10 protein-coding genes are annotated in these 16,569 nt (G+C 64.6%); 6 read left to right on the top strand and 4 right to left on the bottom strand.

The features are described 5' to 3' along the window. Positions 1–152 precede the first annotated feature (152 nt). Entirely contained in the window at positions 153–1,991 is a 1,839-nt protein-coding gene (locus P2869_RS30000) for an IlvD/Edd family dehydratase (RefSeq protein WP_277598882.1), read from the top strand. Positions 1,992–2,011: 20 nt separating this feature from the next. Here P2869_RS30000 and P2869_RS29995 read toward each other — a convergent pair whose 3' ends face one another. Both P2869_RS29995 and P2869_RS29990 read right to left on the bottom strand, forming a co-directional pair. Next, positions 2,012–3,250 (bottom strand): serine hydrolase domain-containing protein, encoded by a 1,239-nt coding sequence (locus P2869_RS29995; RefSeq protein ID WP_277598881.1) that lies wholly within the window; start codon positions 3,248–3,250, stop codon positions 2,012–2,014. A gap of 85 nt (positions 3,251–3,335) precedes the next feature. After that, on the bottom strand, positions 3,336–4,202 hold the full coding sequence (locus P2869_RS29990) for a phytanoyl-CoA dioxygenase family protein (RefSeq protein WP_277598880.1): 867 nt from the start codon (positions 4,200–4,202) through the stop codon (positions 3,336–3,338). Between the two features lie 1,118 nt (positions 4,203–5,320). Between P2869_RS29990 and P2869_RS29985 the strand changes: the two genes are divergently transcribed. After that, complete coding sequence (locus P2869_RS29985; protein WP_126875402.1) at positions 5,321–6,652, top strand: sigma-54 dependent transcriptional regulator; 1,332 nt, start codon at positions 5,321–5,323, stop codon at positions 6,650–6,652. 70 nt (positions 6,653–6,722) lie between these two features. On the opposite strand, the gene P2869_RS29980 is transcribed toward P2869_RS29985, so the two are convergent. Next, complete coding sequence (locus P2869_RS29980; protein WP_126875401.1) at positions 6,723–8,360, bottom strand: mannose-1-phosphate guanylyltransferase/mannose-6-phosphate isomerase; 1,638 nt, start codon at positions 8,358–8,360, stop codon at positions 6,723–6,725. Positions 8,361–8,624: 264 nt separating this feature from the next. Here P2869_RS29980 and P2869_RS29975 point away from each other — a divergent pair, with 264 nt between their 5' ends. Beyond that, the gene (locus P2869_RS29975; protein WP_277598879.1) at positions 8,625–10,538 is read left to right on the top strand and encodes an alpha/beta hydrolase; all 1,914 of its coding nucleotides are present in this window, start codon (positions 8,625–8,627) and stop codon (positions 10,536–10,538) included. 50 nt (positions 10,539–10,588) lie between these two features. On the opposite strand, the gene P2869_RS29970 is transcribed toward P2869_RS29975, so the two are convergent. Continuing rightward, a complete protein-coding gene (locus P2869_RS29970; protein WP_161978058.1) occupies positions 10,589–11,227 on the bottom strand; it encodes a phosphatase PAP2 family protein in 639 nt (212 codons plus the stop codon). Positions 11,228–12,035: 808 nt separating this feature from the next. Between P2869_RS29970 and P2869_RS29965 the strand changes: the two genes are divergently transcribed. The 3 genes from P2869_RS29965 to P2869_RS29955 all read left to right on the top strand — a co-directional run bounded on the left by P2869_RS29965 (position 12,036) and on the right by P2869_RS29955 (position 16,554). Continuing rightward, on the top strand, positions 12,036–12,848 hold the full coding sequence (locus P2869_RS29965) for a Crp/Fnr family transcriptional regulator (RefSeq protein WP_033350732.1): 813 nt from the start codon (positions 12,036–12,038) through the stop codon (positions 12,846–12,848). A 159-nt stretch (positions 12,849–13,007) separates the two neighbouring features. Next, positions 13,008–14,171, top strand: coding sequence for a polysaccharide biosynthesis/export family protein (locus tag P2869_RS29960; RefSeq protein WP_277598878.1), 1,164 nt, complete (start codon positions 13,008–13,010; stop codon positions 14,169–14,171). 142 nt (positions 14,172–14,313) lie between these two features. Beyond that, complete coding sequence (locus P2869_RS29955; RefSeq protein ID WP_277598877.1) at positions 14,314–16,554, top strand: polysaccharide biosynthesis tyrosine autokinase; 2,241 nt, start codon at positions 14,314–14,316, stop codon at positions 16,552–16,554. The last annotated feature ends 15 nt before the right edge of the window (positions 16,555–16,569 follow it).

The following is a 16,569-nucleotide window of genomic DNA, read 5'->3' as shown; positions in this document are numbered from 1 at the left end:
GCGTCGCGTGCGTCGTTTGCATCGCGTGCGTCTATTGCGCAGCACGAACAGCGCGTTCCGTTTAAGCTTGATGCTTCCTCAGGCGTGCCGTTGCGCGGGAAGCCTTGTTTCCCGTGTGGCGCGCGTCCACACGACAAAACAAGGAGACAAGCGTGTCGAAGCATTCGCCCACTGATCCGGCCAACAACGCTGTAACCGGCGCCTCCCAACCTGACACCACACAGGGCAGACTGCGCAGCCGCCGCTGGTTCAACGACCCCTCCGACCCCGGCATGACCGCGCTCTATCTGGAGCGCTACATGAACTACGGCATCACGCGCGAGGAACTGCAGTCGGGCAAGCCCATCATCGGTATTGCGCAGACGGGCTCGGATCTCGCGCCCTGCAACCGACACCACCTCGAACTGGCCAGCCGCGTGCGCGACGGCATTCGCGACGCGGGCGGCGTGCCGCTCGAATTCCCGGTGCATCCCATTCAGGAGACGGGCAAGCGGCCCACCGCCGCGCTGGACCGCAATCTCGCGTATCTGGGCCTCGTGGAAGTGCTGCACGGCTATCCCATCGATGGCGTGGTGCTCACCACCGGCTGCGACAAGACCACGCCCGCCTGCCTGATGGCCGCGGCCACCGTGAACATTCCCGCCATCGTGCTGTCGGGCGGCCCCATGCTGGACGGCTGGTGGCAGGGCAAGCTCGCGGGCTCGGGAACCGTGATCTGGCACGCGCGCAAGCTGCTCGCTTCGGGCGAGATCGATTACGACGGCTTCATGAACATGGTGGCGTCGTCGGCGCCGTCGGCCGGGCACTGCAACACGATGGGCACCGCGCTTTCCATGAACTCGCTGGCGGAGGCGCTCGGCATGTCGCTGCCCGGCTGTGCCGCGATTCCGGCGCCGCATCGCGAGCGCGGCTGGATGGCTTATGAGACCGGCAGGCGCATCGTGGGGATGGTGGCGGAGAACCTGCGCCCCTCGGACATCATGACCAAGGGCGCCTTCGAAAACGCCGTGGCGGCGGCGGCGGCGCTGGGGGCGTCGTCGAACTGCCCGATTCACATGGTGGCCATTGCGCGGCACATGGGCGTGGACCATTCGCTCGACGACTGGCAGCGCCTCGGGCCCGAGGTACCGCTGCTCGTGGACTGCCAGCCGGCCGGGCGCTTTCTCGGCGAAGCGTTTCACCGCGCGGGCGGCGTGCCGGCCGTGATGCGTGAGCTGCTGGCCGCGGGCAAGCTGGACGGCAGCGTGCGCACCGTGACCGGCCGCACGCTGGCCGAAGACCTGGCGGACGTGCCCGAGCCGGACCGCGAAGTGATCCGCGGCTACGGCAAGCCGCTCAAGGAGGCCGCGGGCTACGTGGTGATGACGGGCAATCTGTTCGAAAGCGCGGTGATGAAGATCAGCGTGATCGACCCGGCGTTCCGCAAGCGCTTCCTCTCCGACCCGGCCCACCCCGACGTGTTCGAAGGCAAGGCCGTGGTGTTCGAGGGCCCGGAGGACTACCACGCGCGCATCGAAGACCCGGCGCTGGGCGTGGACGAACACTCAGTGCTCGTCATTCGCAACTGCGGACCGGTGGGCTACCCCGGCGGCGCGGAGGTGGTCAACATGCAGCCGCCCGCGGCGCTTCTGAAGCGGGGCATCGATACGCTGCCCACTATCGGCGACGGGCGGCAGAGCGGCACATCGGCGAGTCCGTCCATTCTCAACGTGTCACCCGAGGCCGCGGTGGGCGGCAACCTCGCGCTGCTCAAGACCGGCGACCGTATCCGCATCGACCTCAATACGCGCAAGGTGGACGTGCTGATTCCCGAGGCCGAGATGGCCGCGCGCCGTGCTGCGTGGAAGGCGCCGGTGTTGCAGCACAAGACACCGTGGGAGGAGATCTATCGCAGCATGGTGGGCCAGCATGCGACCGGTGCGTGCCTGGAACCGGCCACGCTGTACCTCAACATCATCGAAACGCGCGGCGAATCCAGGCATAACCACTGAGCCATGGCTCCGAGGCGGCACTAACGGATGGGCGCGGCGCCGTAGATGGCGTCGCGCACGTCGGTGCTGAACTGGCCGCGCATGCCTTCGAACGCGGTGTTCGTGAAGGCCACCACCGTGAACTGGTTGATCGGGTCCACGAACCACATGTGGCCGTACACGCCGCCCCATTGAATCGTGCCCGCCGGTTGCGGCGTCTGCGCGAGCGCGGCATCGTGGATCACGCCCCAGCCGTATCCAAAGCCCCAGCCGGGCCCGCGCGTCTCGATGGACGGGGGTACGTGGTTCTTCATCATGAGCGCCACCGTTTCCGGCGAGACGACGGGCGCACCGCCCGTGCGAATGGTCTCGAAGAACTGGAGCAACTCCGGCGCGGTGCCGATCATGCCGCCGCCGCCCGAGGGGAAGGCGTGAGCGTCGAATGCGCGCGAAGGCGAGAAGCGCACCGCGTAGCCCACTTCGGGCGGCAGGAACACGTCCATGTCGTCATGCATCTTCACAGGCGCAGGCGAACTGTTGGCGTAGGGCACGACGAGCGGCGTGCCGGGCGGCACGTGGAAGGTCGTCTGACGCATGCCAAGGGGGTTCGTGACGAGCGCTTCCACCGCCTGCGGCAGCGTCATGTGCGTGACGCGCTCCAGCACCGCGCCGAGCACGTCGATGGCCACCGAATAACGCCATGACGTGCCGGGCGCGTAGACGAGCGGGGCCTTCGCGATGCGGCGCAGGTTTTCGTCGAGATCGAACGGCACGTGGTCGATGCCATCGGAAATGCCGAACTGGTGATACGGCGAATCGGGCGGCTCGTGAAAGCCGTAGCGCAGCCCCGCCGTGTGCGTGAGCAACTGATGGATCGTGATGCGCGGCGCAGTGCTGCGGCCGTCCGACAGCAGATGCGGCGTGAAGTCGGGCAGCCATTTCGTGACGGCGTCGTCCAGCGCAAGCTTGCCTTCTTCCACGAGCCGCATCGCGGCAAGACTCACGACGGGCTTCGTGACGGAGGCAAGGCGAAACAGGCTGTCTTCGCGCATGGCGACGTGCGCCTCGCGGTCCGCGAGGCCTGCGGCGCGCGCGTAGGCGCGTTCGCCGCGGTGCGCCACGAGCACCACGGTGCCCACGATGCGTTGCTCGTCGAGCGCGCGGTCGATGGCGGCGTCGAGCCGCGCGGCCATCGCGAGATGGTGCGTTTGCTCGCGAACAGGCTGCACGCTGTGTTGCACGGGCGCGGACGAAGCGGAATTCGCCTTGACGTCGGACATGCGCGGCTCCTCGTGAAGTGAATGGCGATCAATGTAGCGCCTTCTCGGGAAGCTCGCACGGCAAGCGCGGGCAGCGGCTAAGGGCTTACGTCCGGCTCTGCCGCGCCAGCAGACGCCGCAGCCGTCCCACATAAAACGCCGGATGGTAATAGCGGTTGCGCGCCACGCGTCGTGCCAGCTCGATCACGGCGCCGCCTCGCCAGAGCCACAGCTTGCGACGCCTCGCGGCCGTCTCGTTGGGCCGCTTCAACCAGCTGTGGTCGCGTGGCGCGGCGGGTCGGCGCGAAGGGCCGGCGAATACGAGGATATAGGCGAGCCGTGGGTCCGCGGTCAGGTTGGGGCCTGCGGAGTGCAGCGTGCGGCCGGCGTGAATCACGGCGTCGCCGGGCTGTAGCGGGCAGTACGCCGCGCTGTCCGGATCGAAGTCGCCAATGCATTGCAGCGCGTGAACGCGCGTGTCGCCGCCCAGCGGCTGATGGGGATGCACCCCAAGCTTGTGCGAGCCCGGTATGTAGCGCATGCAGCCGTTTTCGACGGTCGCGATAGTGGTGGGCATCCAGAACGCGATCTGGTCGCGCTCGCTATCGCGTTCGGCCTGATACGCCTCGTCCTGATGCCAGGGCGTTTCGGCCCCGTGAAAGGCCGGCTTGAGAATGGCGTGGTCGAACGCGAATTCCGCGTCGCCGCCCAGCACCTGGCGCGCAATGGCGTAAGCGGATTCGAAGTAGGCGCTGCGGCGCAGTACGGCTGCGTAATTCTGCGGCCGCACGAGTTCCGTCAGGCTGTTCGCGCTGCGTGCATCTTCCGGGTCCACCAGATCGCGGCGTGCGCCTTCCTTGAAGCCCACGCCGCGCGCGAGCAGGTCGCGGATCACGGCGTCCATGATGGCGACGTCGGCCGGTGGGGCGATCGCACGTACGGTGACGAAGCCGCGTTCTTTTAGTTCGTGCAACTGTTCTGTTGAGAGCCTGGTGAAGCCCTCATTCGCACGAACGTCTGTTTCAGTGAGCAGGGTTGCCACGGTGCCCTCGGCAGTCGCGCATCGCCTTCCAGGGTGGATGCGATGCCCGGATACAACGGTCAGTCCGGCACACTGGGGCTGCGACGTAAAAGGCTGTCACAAGCCGGTGGAAACTGTTGCAGGAGCAACAGGATGTAAGCGCCGCTAGCCGGACGGGAAGCGGGCGCAGTAGGGTAGTGCATCGAACGGCGAACTCCCGCGTCGTCACCCTGCGGGCACGACACCGCCGCTTCGCAACGCGCTGATGACCATGGCACCCACTCAAGCCCCGCAGGCCTCGATCATTCCCGATGCCGGCCATCACCGCGGATATTTACCTGTATCAATGTTAATGCGGTATTTATTGCCTGATTTGCAGCGGCATATAAAGCCAGGGGGCTGTATATGTTACGGCGATGCTATTTACGAGGAGGGTCATATTCGGTTCGGTAGCGTACATAAGTACCGGCAGCACGGCTGCAATTATTCTCTCGCCAGCGCGCAGTCAAACTGCGTTGGCGTCCGCTACGGCAATTGAAAGTTCGTTTTCTGCGTACTGGAAATTTAGCTGCCCGCTGACGAAAGCAGCGCCTTCGGCGCAGCGCGTCAGATTGCACAAAAGCCCGCAAAACAAGGGTTGGATAACGGTTCGCAGCCCGCGATGAGGCTGCGGCCCGTGCTTTCTTTGTTGCTCGTATTCGCGACCGCTGCGACTGCGGTTTCGTGAGCGTTTGTTAATGGCGTTTCAAACTATGTCTATAGCAGGCTCGATGAAAAGCGGTGAGCACAACAATTCAAGCGTGGATTTTTTCAATCAACGGCGAGTCGGTAGATATGTTTAGGGTTCTATTTTCGCATGGCAATTTTTACGCTCCTGCATTTGCCGGTCGATTTGCGTTGCCGTGCCGTGAATTCACGAGCGCGCCATTACGGTTTCATGTGGCGCGCTTTTCAATGCGTATTGCGACCCTCATTGAAATCGGCCGAGGTGCTTTTCCTCGTATGAGTCGCGTACGTTCGCGTCGCGCGGCCTTCGCGCGGCGCATGGATTTCAGCATGAGCCTGCGGTCATGAATGCGCCTGCTCGCCGCTCGCTGGTGCTCGTTTCGCGCGCGCCCGCCGACGGGCTCGGCGACGTGCTGCTGCAGCACGGCTGGAACGTGATGATCGCGAACTCCGCGAGCCAGTTGCGGCGCCAGCTGGCGCGCAACCGCCCCACCGTGGGCGTGTTCGACTTCGCGAGCGGCTTCTCGCCGCTCGAAATCGCCACGTTCCGCTCGTCATTCATCCGACGTGAGCCCGGCTGGGTTGGCGTGGTGGGCCCGGGCCAGACGGGAAGCGAAGCGCTGCGTCATGCCATCCACAGCTATTTCTCGCGCTTCGTCGCGCTGCCGTGCGAAACGGAACGGATCGTGGAGGCCGTGGAGCGCGAACACAGCATGGCGATGCTCGAAGACACGCCGCCGCCCGGCGAAAGCATGGACGGCGAGATCGTAGGCGCCTGCGACGCCATGAAAGAACTCTTCCGCTCCATCGCGAAGGTGGCCAAGAGCGAGGCGTCCGTGCTGATTTCGGGCGAGTCCGGCACCGGCAAGGAACTCACGGCGAACGTGATCCACAAGCGTTCGTCGCGGCGTAACGGTCCTTTCGTGGCCATCAATTGCGGTGCGCTTTCGCAGCAACTCGCGCAGTCGATTCTGTTCGGCTACGAACGCGGCGCGTTTACGGGCGCCTGGCAGCGCCGGATCGGGCTTGTGGAAGCCGCGCACGGGGGCACGCTGTTTCTGGACGAGATAGCAGACCTGCCGCTCGACAGCCAGACCATCCTGCTGCGCTTTTTGCAGGAGAGAAACATACAGCGGCTCGGCGGCACGGAACAGATCGACGTCGACGTGCGCGTGATCGCCGCGGCCAACGTGAGCCTGGAGGAGGCCGTGGCCGAAGGGCGTTTTCGTTCGGACCTCTATCACCGCCTCTGCGTGCTCGGCATCGAACAGCCACCGTTGCGCGAGCGCGGCAGCGACATCGCGCTGCTCGCGTGGCACGTATTGGACCGCTACCTGCCCATCGACGGACGGCGCCAGATACGCGGCTTTTCCTCTTGCGCGATCCGCGCGATGTACGAGCACCCGTGGCCCGGCAACGTGCGCGAACTCATCAACCGCATCAGGAGGGCCATCGTCATGGGGGAGCAGCGTGTGATCACGGCCGCGGACCTCGAACTGGAGGACCGCGTGGGGGAGCTGGAAAATACGCTCATGCAGGCGCGGGCCGCTGCCGAGCGCGAGGCGATCGAGGTGGCGCTCATGCGTCACGGCGACCGGCCGCATCGCGCGGCGCGCGAACTGGGCATTTCGCGCGCCACGCTGTACCGGTTGATGGCGAGTCACGGCGCGCGGTGAGACGCGCCGTTGGGCCCTGCATGCCAGCACGATTCGATTCGTACGGCCCGCCGTGAAGCTGTCGCGGCGCTCAACTCGTCTTGACGTTGCGGCCTACGCGAATGCGCGGATTCTTCCGACCTTGCTGCTGTTGCTGGACGTGTGCCTGCGCCTGCATCTGCGGCGCCCCCTGCGCCGGCAGCGTTGACGACTGGGTCGCCGCGGCCTTGTCGAGCCGACCGTAGTTGTCGTCGAAGCGCACGATGTCGTCTTCGCCCAGGTACGTGCCCGACTGCACCTCGATGATTTCGAGCGGCGTCTTGCCCGGGTTGCTGAGGCGGTGCACGGTGCCGAGCGGAATGTAGGTCGACTGGTTCTCGGTCAGCAGGAACGTCTTCTCGCCGCACGTCACCTGTGCCGTGCCGCGCACCACGACCCAATGTTCGGCGCGATGGTGATGCATCTGCAGCGAGAGGCTTTCGCCCGGCTTCACGACGATGCGCTTCACCTGAAAGCGCTCGCCCGAATCGAGCGAATCGTAGTAGCCCCAGGGACGATGCACTTTGCGGTGATTGTCGGCCTCGGGACCGCGCTCCGCGCGCAGGCGCGAAACGATGTTGCGGATCTGCTGGGCATTGCGCCGGTCGGCAACCAGCACGGCATCGGGCGTTTCCACCACCACGACGTCGCGTAGCCCCACGCATGCGACGAGGCGCCCTTGCGAGTGCGCGAACGTGTTGGTGGTGTCTTCGAACATCACGCGGCCGCGGGAGACGTTGCCCGCCGCGTCTTTGGGCATGATTTCCCAGATCGAGTCCCATGAACCCACGTCGGACCACGGCGCATCCATGGGCACCACGACGCCCGGCAGGTTGCCGCATTCCGCGAGCCGTTCCATGACCGAGTAGTCGATGGAGTCGTTGCGGCAACGCGCGAAGTCTTCGGGATGCAACTGCACGAAGCGGCCATTCGAGGTTGCGTTGCGATGCGCTGCCACACAGGCTGCGTGAATGTCGGGGCACAGCGTTTCGATAGCCTTCAGCCACACCGAAGCGCGCACGACGAAGATGCCGCTGTTCCACCAGTATTCGCCCGAGCGCACGTATTGTTCGGCCAGCTCGCGATGCGGCTTCTCCACGAAGCGCTCGATCGTGTAGCCGCCATCCGCGCCAATCGACATGCCCACGCGAATGTAGCCGTAGCCGGGCTCCGCATGACGCGGCAATACGCCGATGGTGGCCACCGCGCCGTTGGCCGCGTAACGCGCGGCGCGCGAAACCGCTTCCTGGAATGCGGCCGCGTTCGGTACCGCGTGATCGGCAGGCATGACGACGAGGATTGCGTCTTCGCCTTTCGCCTCGGCAACGAGTGCTGCCGCGGTCAGCGCAGGCGCGGTATTGCGCGCGCACGGCTCCAGCACGATGCGCGCGCACTTGCCGCACTCGTCGAGTTGCGAGGCGCTGATATGTCGATGAGATTCGCCGCACACGAGCAGCAATTCATCGGATACGGTCCACGACGTTTCGAGACCATCCAGCCGCCGCGCCGTTGCGGCGAGCAGCGACTCTTCCCCGAGCAGCTCGATCAGCTGCTTCGGATACTGCTCGCGCGACAGCGGCCATAGCCTCGTGCCGGCGCCGCCGGCGAGGATCACGGGTTGCACGACGAGGGTCGTGTGCGGGGCGGTGCTGGTCTGTCGTGCGGCTTGTGGCACAAGTTCGGTGCTCATCGACGGGGCTCCATGCTGGCGAAGAATGCGCAATCACCATACGGCGTGAGGGGTTCGACCTCTGTACGGAAGCCAACTTACTGGCCGCCGCGGCGCTCGCTAACCCCCGAGGATGCAGCCAGCAGCGTGCCTGCCGGGCGCCGGCGCGTAAGTGTGAAAACGCACCAACGCATGCATTTTCCTTACCCATACTGCAATGGCAGGGAGGGCTGATGGAGACATCAACGTGACGCCACGCGTCAACCCACAACAGGAAATAAAGACATGAGACCGGTCGTTTTCAACGGACACGCCGGCTGGCTGCATGACGCCGAGGGTGGCGAGGGCGTCGTGCTCTGCAACCCGGCGGGACACGAAGCGATGTGGCTGCATCAGGCGATACGCCATCTCGCGATTGACCTCGCGGCGCGCGGCGTGCCCGTGCTGCGCTTCGATTATCTGGGCACAGGCGATTCCGCCGATACGGGCGACTGGTTGCGCCCCGCTCAATGGGCCGCTGAGGCGGCAGACGCGGTGAACTACCTGAAGCGGGAAACGTCGGTAGAACGCGTCTCGCTGGCAGGCTTTCGCCTGGGCGCCACGGTGGCCGCGCTGACCGCAACGCTCACGCCCGTGGAATCGCTCGTCATGCTGGCCCCGGTGGTTTCCATGCGCCTTTTCATGCGCGAAATGGGCGTGCTGCACCAGACATGGCGTGAAAAAGCCCGTATTTCGCGCGCCGATGCGGTGCCTGCCGCGGGCGCGCACGACATCTTCGGTCATCGCTTCAGCGAAGCGGGGCTTCAGACGTTGCGCGACCTCGACCTCTGCAAGCTCGAAGCGCCGCCCGTGCAACGCGTGCTGATTGCACACAGCGGGCTGCGCGACGGCAGCGCGAATCTCGCGGAGCACTGGAGCGCACAGGGCCTCGACGTGACCTCCATCGCGTTCGAGAACTATCTTCAGACGCTACAGCCGCCGTGGCTCACGGAAACGCCGGACCCCACGTTGCGCCGTGTCGCGACGTGGCTCGCGAAAGACGCCGCGCCGCGCACGCAGCCGGCGCGCGCCGTGAGCTCCGTGCCGCCCGTGCTCGCGCTGCAAGGCGCCGTGGAATCGCCGCTGCGCATCGGCGACGGGCGCCTTTTCGGCGTGCTTTGCGAACCGACCCGGCATCGCGGGCCGCAAGGGCACGGCTCCGTGCTGCTGATTGCCAATACGGGCGCCACACACCACGTGGGCGACGGCCGCTTCGGTGTCGAACTTGCGCGGCAGGTGGCGCAACTCGGCCACGCGTCGCTGCGCATCGACGCCGACGGTATCGGCGAGAGCCTGGGTGCCATGCATACGCGTGTGGCCGGTCAGACTTCCTATGGTGCGATGGCAGCCGACCTTTCGCATGCCGCGAACTGGCTCGTGGACCAGGGCTACGATCATGTCGTCGTGGTGGGCATCTGCGCGGGCGCGTATGCGGGCCTGCGCGCCGCCACGCTGAACCCCGCCGTGCGGGGCCTCGTGCTCGTGAACCCTGCGAGCTTCCTGCTGCCCGAGGACTGCACGATTCAGGGCGCCACGCAGCGTCCGCGAGGGTCGCCGCGCGCGCATCTGCGCTCCATGATTCGCGCGGCGAAGTGGAGCCAGGTCGTACGGGGCGAAGTGCAGCTGCGGCCCGTGCTGCACACGATGTGGCGGCACGCGCTCGCCCAGGTGCAGGCCGCGATTGCAACGCTCTCGCGCGACACGTTCTATACGTCCACACCGAACCACCAGGTGCGTTCGATGTTCAAGCGGCTCGATGCTTCCGGCGTGCGCGTGCGTCTCGTGTTCAGCCTGGAGGACCACAGCCTCGACGAGTTCTACATGTACTTCGGCATCGGCGGGCGCAGCCTCAGACGTATGCCGTACGTGAAGGCGCTCGTCTTTCCCGGCATGGACCACGAGGTGCTCAATCGCGGCGCGCGCGAGCACGTGCTGGCCGCATGCCATGCGGTGTTGAGCGAAGTGCCGGGCGCGCTGGAAGCAGACGGCGCACACGGCGCGCTTTCCGGGGCCGCGACAGACCCCGCAGCGAACGATCCGACCACCGCTGCCGCGCTCGCCGCGCAAACCGCGGCCGTCACGGCGGCCGCGAGCCATGAAGCGCTGGACCTGAACGTGAGCATGAGTTCGAAGCTCTCCAGCTTCGGCAAGCAGGTCTGAGCCGATCAGAAGAAGCACGACGTCAGAAGGAGCATGACGCTCCGTCTCGATCAACGCGCGTCGTCGAACTGCGTTCTGCTCCACTGCGAGAGTTGCGGCGCCTTGTGATCGATCCATATCGACACCGGCGCCACCTTCCCATGGCAGATCACCACGAGCGCCAGCGCGAATGCGGTGAATGGCGTGGGGTCGCGCATCGTCGTGACGTTGCCCGTTGCCTCGCGCGCCTGACGCATCATGATGGGCGCACACGTGGCGAGCGATACGAGCGTGCCGATGGCAAGACCGCTCACCACTTCCGACGTGGAGTGAAATCCGATCAGCACGCGCGAAGCGCCGATAGCAATGGCGAACGCGAACCCCAGCCCGAAGAGACCCATGACCGTGCGCGGCGAATTGCGGCTCGCAAAGAGCGCGAGCAGCGTGGGGTACACGGCGCTCGAGAGCATGGTGTGGCCGCTGATCACAGTGAAGTCGAGTGCGGGCATCGCCATGCCCCAACCGGCGTGGGCGATGCGGCTCGCTGCTACGAGCAATGCGCCCGCGCTGAAGCAGCACGCCCACGTCATCAGCGGCCGCCAGAAGCGCTGCGCGGCGAACCATGCGAGCACGAGTGCCGCGAGCGGCACGGTGAGATACGGATCTCCGAAGTTTGTGAGATAGAGCAGAAGGTGCAGGATGAGGTGCATGACAGCGTCCGTGTTGTCGTTGTCAGGGGCCACGTGCGTTCTTGCTGCGCGGTACGGGACGAGTGCCGCGACGCGTGGGCCGGTGAAGCCCGATGTGTACCACACCTGATGGGAAATGCGACGTGCGCTTTCCCACATCAGTAATTTCGTTATTCATCTGCTTTCATTATTCTTTTAAACGGTAATACTGACGCAAAGTGAAGGCGAATTGCGATATTTAAGCTTCTCTTAAGAACTCATTTTGTTTGGTTCTCGCACCGCTGAATAAGAGAATTACCGTGTGAATTAATGGGAAAAGGCCGGTCGTGCAATATGTCTTGCCCGTCCTTATCGCTTTCATTTGCCTTTTAATGTTTCATCGACGAGACAGTTCGGGCCGCCGGGCAATGTGCCGCAAGCCGTGTTTCATGGCCTCGAAGCAGCCCGGCAAGCCACACGTGATTCCGTGATTCCCCTAATGGCGGGGCATTCCATCTGCATGAACGCAATGCAACAAAATGTAGCTATTTGTATCTACTCATCCATATCCTTCATTTGGCGTCCGGATGGTTCATATATGAGACAGTCGGGCGATGCCGCGTAGAAGCCGTTTCATGGCTTCAGAAAAAAATCGTTGGTAAACAGGGCATTGATTCACATGGCATGCAACTGGCTTTGGGAACGGCGGCAAAACGGAGGATGGTATCCAGACGCCCCGATGCACCGGCAGATCGCCTGGTGCACTGCGGTAACTGCGGTGTAAGCCAGCCTGTCATTTTCACCCTACGCACGCCCACGAGGCGTGTGGCCAGACCCAGTGGAAACGATCATGCCCGACTTGATGACCCAGCAACTCGAGAACCACCTGCTCAGTGCGCTACCCGAGGCCGAGTTCGATGCTCTCTCTCCTCACCTGCAACTGCGGCGGCTGCAAGCCGGCCAATTGCTGTCGGATTCCGGCGAGGCTGTAAAACAGGTGTATTTCCCGGCCACCGCCATTATTTCCATGATTTTTTTGATGGCCGACGGCGCCACCGCCGAAGTGGCCGCAGTCGGAAATGAAGGCGTAGTGGGCGTGCCCGCACTCATGGGCGGATTCGCCATGCCCACACGTATCGAAGTGCGTAGCGCCGGGTACGCGTACGTCATGAGCGCGCAGGCGTTCAAGCGCGAATTCGAACGTCACGGCCTCATTCACCGGCTGATGCTGCTGTACATCCAGGCGTTGCTCACGCAGATCGCGCAAAGCTCGCTGTGCAACCGGCATCACCACATCATGCGTCAGGTGTCCAGCTGGCTGCTGCTCACGCAGGACCGGCTCAAGACCAACGAGCTCGACGTGACGCAGCAACTGATTGCCACCATGCTCGGTGTACGCAGGGAGGGCGTAACCGAAGCCGCCGGCAAGCTCCACGACGCGGGTCTCATCTGCCAGCGCCGTGGTCATATCACCATCCTCGACCGCGACGGGCTCGAAGAGCAGGCCTGCGAATGCTACGGCATCGTCAAGCGTGAATTCGAGCGGCTCCTCAGCGCTGCTGAAGAAGAAAAGAACAGAAGCATCGGCTCCCGAGAATCAATGGCGTTGCCGTCGCGCCCGCGCCTCGACCTTGGCCGGCTGGCCCAGGCCGCGCAATGCTGAGTGCGGGTGCGCGGCGCCTCGCGCATCGGGCTTCGTTCGAAGCGCGCGCCTGACGCCGGCAACTTCCCATTCGAACGTGGATTTTCGATGCCGGCAGTGGCCGGTAGCGGAGAGCATTTCGTCGGGACTGGAGCGCCCGGCGATTACCGGAAGAGCGACATGAGCAGAAAAAACAGGATCATTGCCTGCCTCGTGAGTGGGGCAGTAGCGGGTTGTTCCGCAGTGCCCGGGCCGTACCTCGACCCTTCGCGCATGCAGAAAGAGCCCGAAGCGAGCACGGAAAAGCCGGTCTACCCCGTGCATATGATCGACGCAGGCGTCATTGCGCAGCAGATCAAGTTCGACGAGAGCAATACGCAGGCGCTTCCACAAGAGGTGGCGAGACAGGGAGATTACCGGGTGGGCGCGGGCGACGTGCTCAACATCATCGTATGGGGGCACCCCGAACTCACGGTGAACGGCGGCGCGACGGCTGCCACACAGGGCAACGTGACGGACCCCAATGCGCTGAACGGTCCCACCGGGGCCGGCAATCCGGGCGCGCTCGTGGATCCGAACGGCGAGCGCGTTTCGGCGGATGGCGCGATCTACTTTCCGACCGTAGGCCGCGTGCACGTGGCCGGCATGACAGCCGGGGAAATTGCCGCCACGCTGCGCACGCGGCTTGGCAGCTACGCGGTGAAGCCGCAACTCGACGTGCGCGTCGCGCAGTTCCGCAGCCAGCAGGTGCAACTGGCAGGTGATCTGAAGAACCCGGGCACCATGCCTATCACCGACGTCAAGATGACCGTGGTGGACGCCATTGCACGTGCCGGCGGCGCGCAGCCCGATGCCGATTTGCAGCGCGTGCAGCTCACGCGCGACGGCAAGGTCTACACGCTCGACGTGCAGCGCACGCTGGACCGCGGCGACGTATCGCAGAACATCGTGCTGCGTGCAGGCGACATTCTCTACGTGCCCGACCACAACGCGAGCCGCGTGTTCGTGCTGGGTGAAGTGACGAAGCCGCAAACGCTCTTCATGAACAAGGGCAAGCTCACGCTCGCCGATGCCATTGCGGACGTGAACAGCATCGACCCGCGTGCGGCGCAGCCGCGCCAGATTCTCGTGATCCGGCGCACGCCGAACGATCCGCGCAAGCCAACCATTTATCAGCTCGATATGACGCAGGTGGACGCAATTCTGCTTTCCACTGAATTCGAGCTTCAACCGCTCGACGTGGTGTACGTGGGCACGGCGGAAGTCGCACGCTTCAACCGCCTGCTGGAACAGCTGCTGCCGACCATGACGAGTCTGTACCTCATTTATTCGGTGGGCAAATGAACCACGACACCTGTCGTTTTTGCAAAGCCTTTGCAAATCTGTACCAACCATCCTGCTTTCTTGAGGGGTGACAAACGTGAATACGTCCAGTATCGACGCACGACATCTGGGAGGACCAGGACCGCACGACAGCTCGCCTGACGTGCGTGAAGTACTCCGCCTGCTATCCGACCACTTGTGGACGGTCATCGCCATCGCTGCTGGAACGGTCGTTCTCGCTGCAGCAGTGGTGTTCCTGATGAAGCCCACTTACTCGGCGAACGTGCTGGTGCGCGTGGAGGCGCAGGACCCCAACGCGTTCGGCATTGCGCAGCAAGGCGAGATCGTGGTGGGGCAGAAGCCGCTCGCAACCGATGCGGAAATCGCCATGATGCAAAGCCGCCGGGTGCTGGAGCCCGTGATGCGGCAGTTCGGCTACGAAGTGAGCGTCACGCCGCGCAAGGTGCCGGTGCTTGGCACGATCGCGGAGAAGCTCGCTTCGCCCGGCAAGCCGTCGCGTCCCTGGTTCGGGCTCGATGCGTTCGCCTGGGGAGGCGAGCGCATTCGTGTCGAGTCCGTGCATGTGCCCTATACGCTCGAAAACAACCGGCTGCGCCTGCGCGTCCTCGAAAATGGCCGCTACGTGCTGCTCGATCCCGACGGCAATGCGCTGCTCACGGGGTCCGCGGGCGCGCCCGCCGCCGATGGTCCTGTTTCGATGGTCGTCACGCAGCTCGATGCGCGGCCCGGCACGGAGTTCTACGTTACGCCGCTGAACGAAGTGAATGCGATCAAGCGCTTTTCGAAGGACCTCAAGGTCGTGGAAAAGGGCAAGGAAACCGGTGTGGTGCAGATCTCGTTCGAAAGCAGCGACGCCGCCACGGCCGCGAATGTGGCCAACGCCATTGCGCAGGGCTACGTGGCGGCTACCGTCACGCAACGCCGCGCGAACGACAGCAAGACGCTCGACTTCATCAACCAGGAATTGCCGCGGCTGCGCGATGAACTGAAGCAGGCCGAAACGCGGCTCACCGACTATCGCGCCAAGGTGGGTTCGCTGCAACCGACCGCGGAATCGCAGTCGTACCTGCAGGGCGGCATCGACTTCCAGCGGCAGATCGCGACACTGCAACTGCAACGCACGCAACTGCTCCAGCACTTCCAGCCCGGCAGCCCGCCGGTGCAGAACATCGACCAGCAGCTTGCGCAGTTGAACGCGCAAAAGGCCCAGTTCGATGCGCGCTTCAACAGCATGCCGGAGTCGGAGCGCACCAGCGCGGACCTCACGCGTAGTGCGAAGGTGGCCGAATCGATCTACGTCGCCATGGTCAACAAGGCCGAGGAACTGACGGTACGCCGCGGCGCGACGACCGGTGACGTGCATATCGTGGACGGTGCAGTGCGCCCTGCCGATCCCGTCTCGCCCGACGTGCCGCTCGTGCTGGGTGCGAGTGGCGGCGTTGGCTTGATGATCGGTTCACTCTATGTGTTCACGCGGCGCCGCCTGTTTACGGGCGTGACGGACCCGCGTTTCGTTGAGCGAAGCATGAGCGTGCCCGTGTTCGGGTCGATCCTCTACAGCGCGCAGCAGGCGCGGCTGGATCGTTCGGCATCCGCGGCGGGCGCGGGGGCCGTGGTGGCGGAGCCCGCCATGCCGCTGCTTGGCGCTGAACGCCAGGCGCGCTCGGACGCCGTGGCGTGGCCGCCCGCCGCACAGCGGCTGCTGGCGCGCAGCTTTCCGCAAGACCCTTCCGTCGAGGCATTGCGAGGTGTGCGTACCGCGCTCCACCTCAACGTGCAGGAGACCTCGGACAACATGATCGTGGTGACGGGCCCCACGCCCGGCACGGGCAAGAGCTTTCTCGCTGCGAACCTCGCCGTGCTGGAAGCGGAAACGGCAAGACGTGTGCTGCTCGTGGACGCCGACATGCGCTGCGGCCGCATCGCATCGCTGTTCGATCAGCCGAATGCGGACGGGCTCTCCGAACTGCTTGCGGGGCGCCTCAAGATCAATCAGGCAATACGGCAGACCGGCGTGCCCGGGCTGTCGCTGCTCTCGTGCGGGCGCTATCCGGGCAATCCGTCGGAGCTGCTGATGATGCCGCACTTCCGCAGTCTGCTCGAAGAGTTCAAGCAGCGCTTCGATCTCGTGATCGTGGATACGCCGCCGCTGCTCGCCGTGAGCGACGCGGCCATCGTCTCGCATCGTGCGGGCAAGACGGTGCTCGTATTGCGCTCGGGCACGCAGACCGAGGAAGAGATTGAAGAAACGGTGACCAAGCTGGAACGTGCGGGTGCCTGGGTGGTGGGCGCGGTGTTCAACGCGGTGCCGTTGCGGCGTAGCGAACGGCGCAGCTACAGCTACATGTCCGTCTACTCGAACCATAACCACGTGGCCGCATGAGCCCCTGCATGAGCC

This window comes from Paraburkholderia sp. SUR17, assembly GCF_029536165.1.
Classification (GTDB): Bacteria; Pseudomonadota; Gammaproteobacteria; order Burkholderiales; family Burkholderiaceae; genus Paraburkholderia; species Paraburkholderia kururiensis.
Note: the sequence above shows the minus strand (reverse complement) of the source record. Positions and strands in the feature narration are given on the sequence as shown.

Coding starts and splice junctions, on each gene's coding strand:
- P2869_RS29995 (WP_277598881.1), bottom strand. CDS start 3,250: ATGTCCGACGTCAAGGCGAATTCCGCTTCGTCCGCGCCCGTGCAACAC.
- P2869_RS29970 (WP_161978058.1), bottom strand. CDS start 11,227: ATGCACCTCATCCTGCACCTTCTGCTCTATCTCACAAACTTCGGAGAT.
- P2869_RS29985 (WP_126875402.1), top strand. CDS start 5,321: ATGAATGCGCCTGCTCGCCGCTCGCTGGTGCTCGTTTCGCGCGCGCCC.
- P2869_RS29965 (WP_033350732.1), top strand. CDS start 12,036: ATGCCCGACTTGATGACCCAGCAACTCGAGAACCACCTGCTCAGTGCG.
- P2869_RS29975 (WP_277598879.1), top strand. CDS start 8,625: ATGAGACCGGTCGTTTTCAACGGACACGCCGGCTGGCTGCATGACGCC.
- P2869_RS29960 (WP_277598878.1), top strand. CDS start 13,008: ATGAGCAGAAAAAACAGGATCATTGCCTGCCTCGTGAGTGGGGCAGTA.
- P2869_RS29980 (WP_126875401.1), bottom strand. CDS start 8,360: ATGAGCACCGAACTTGTGCCACAAGCCGCACGACAGACCAGCACCGCC.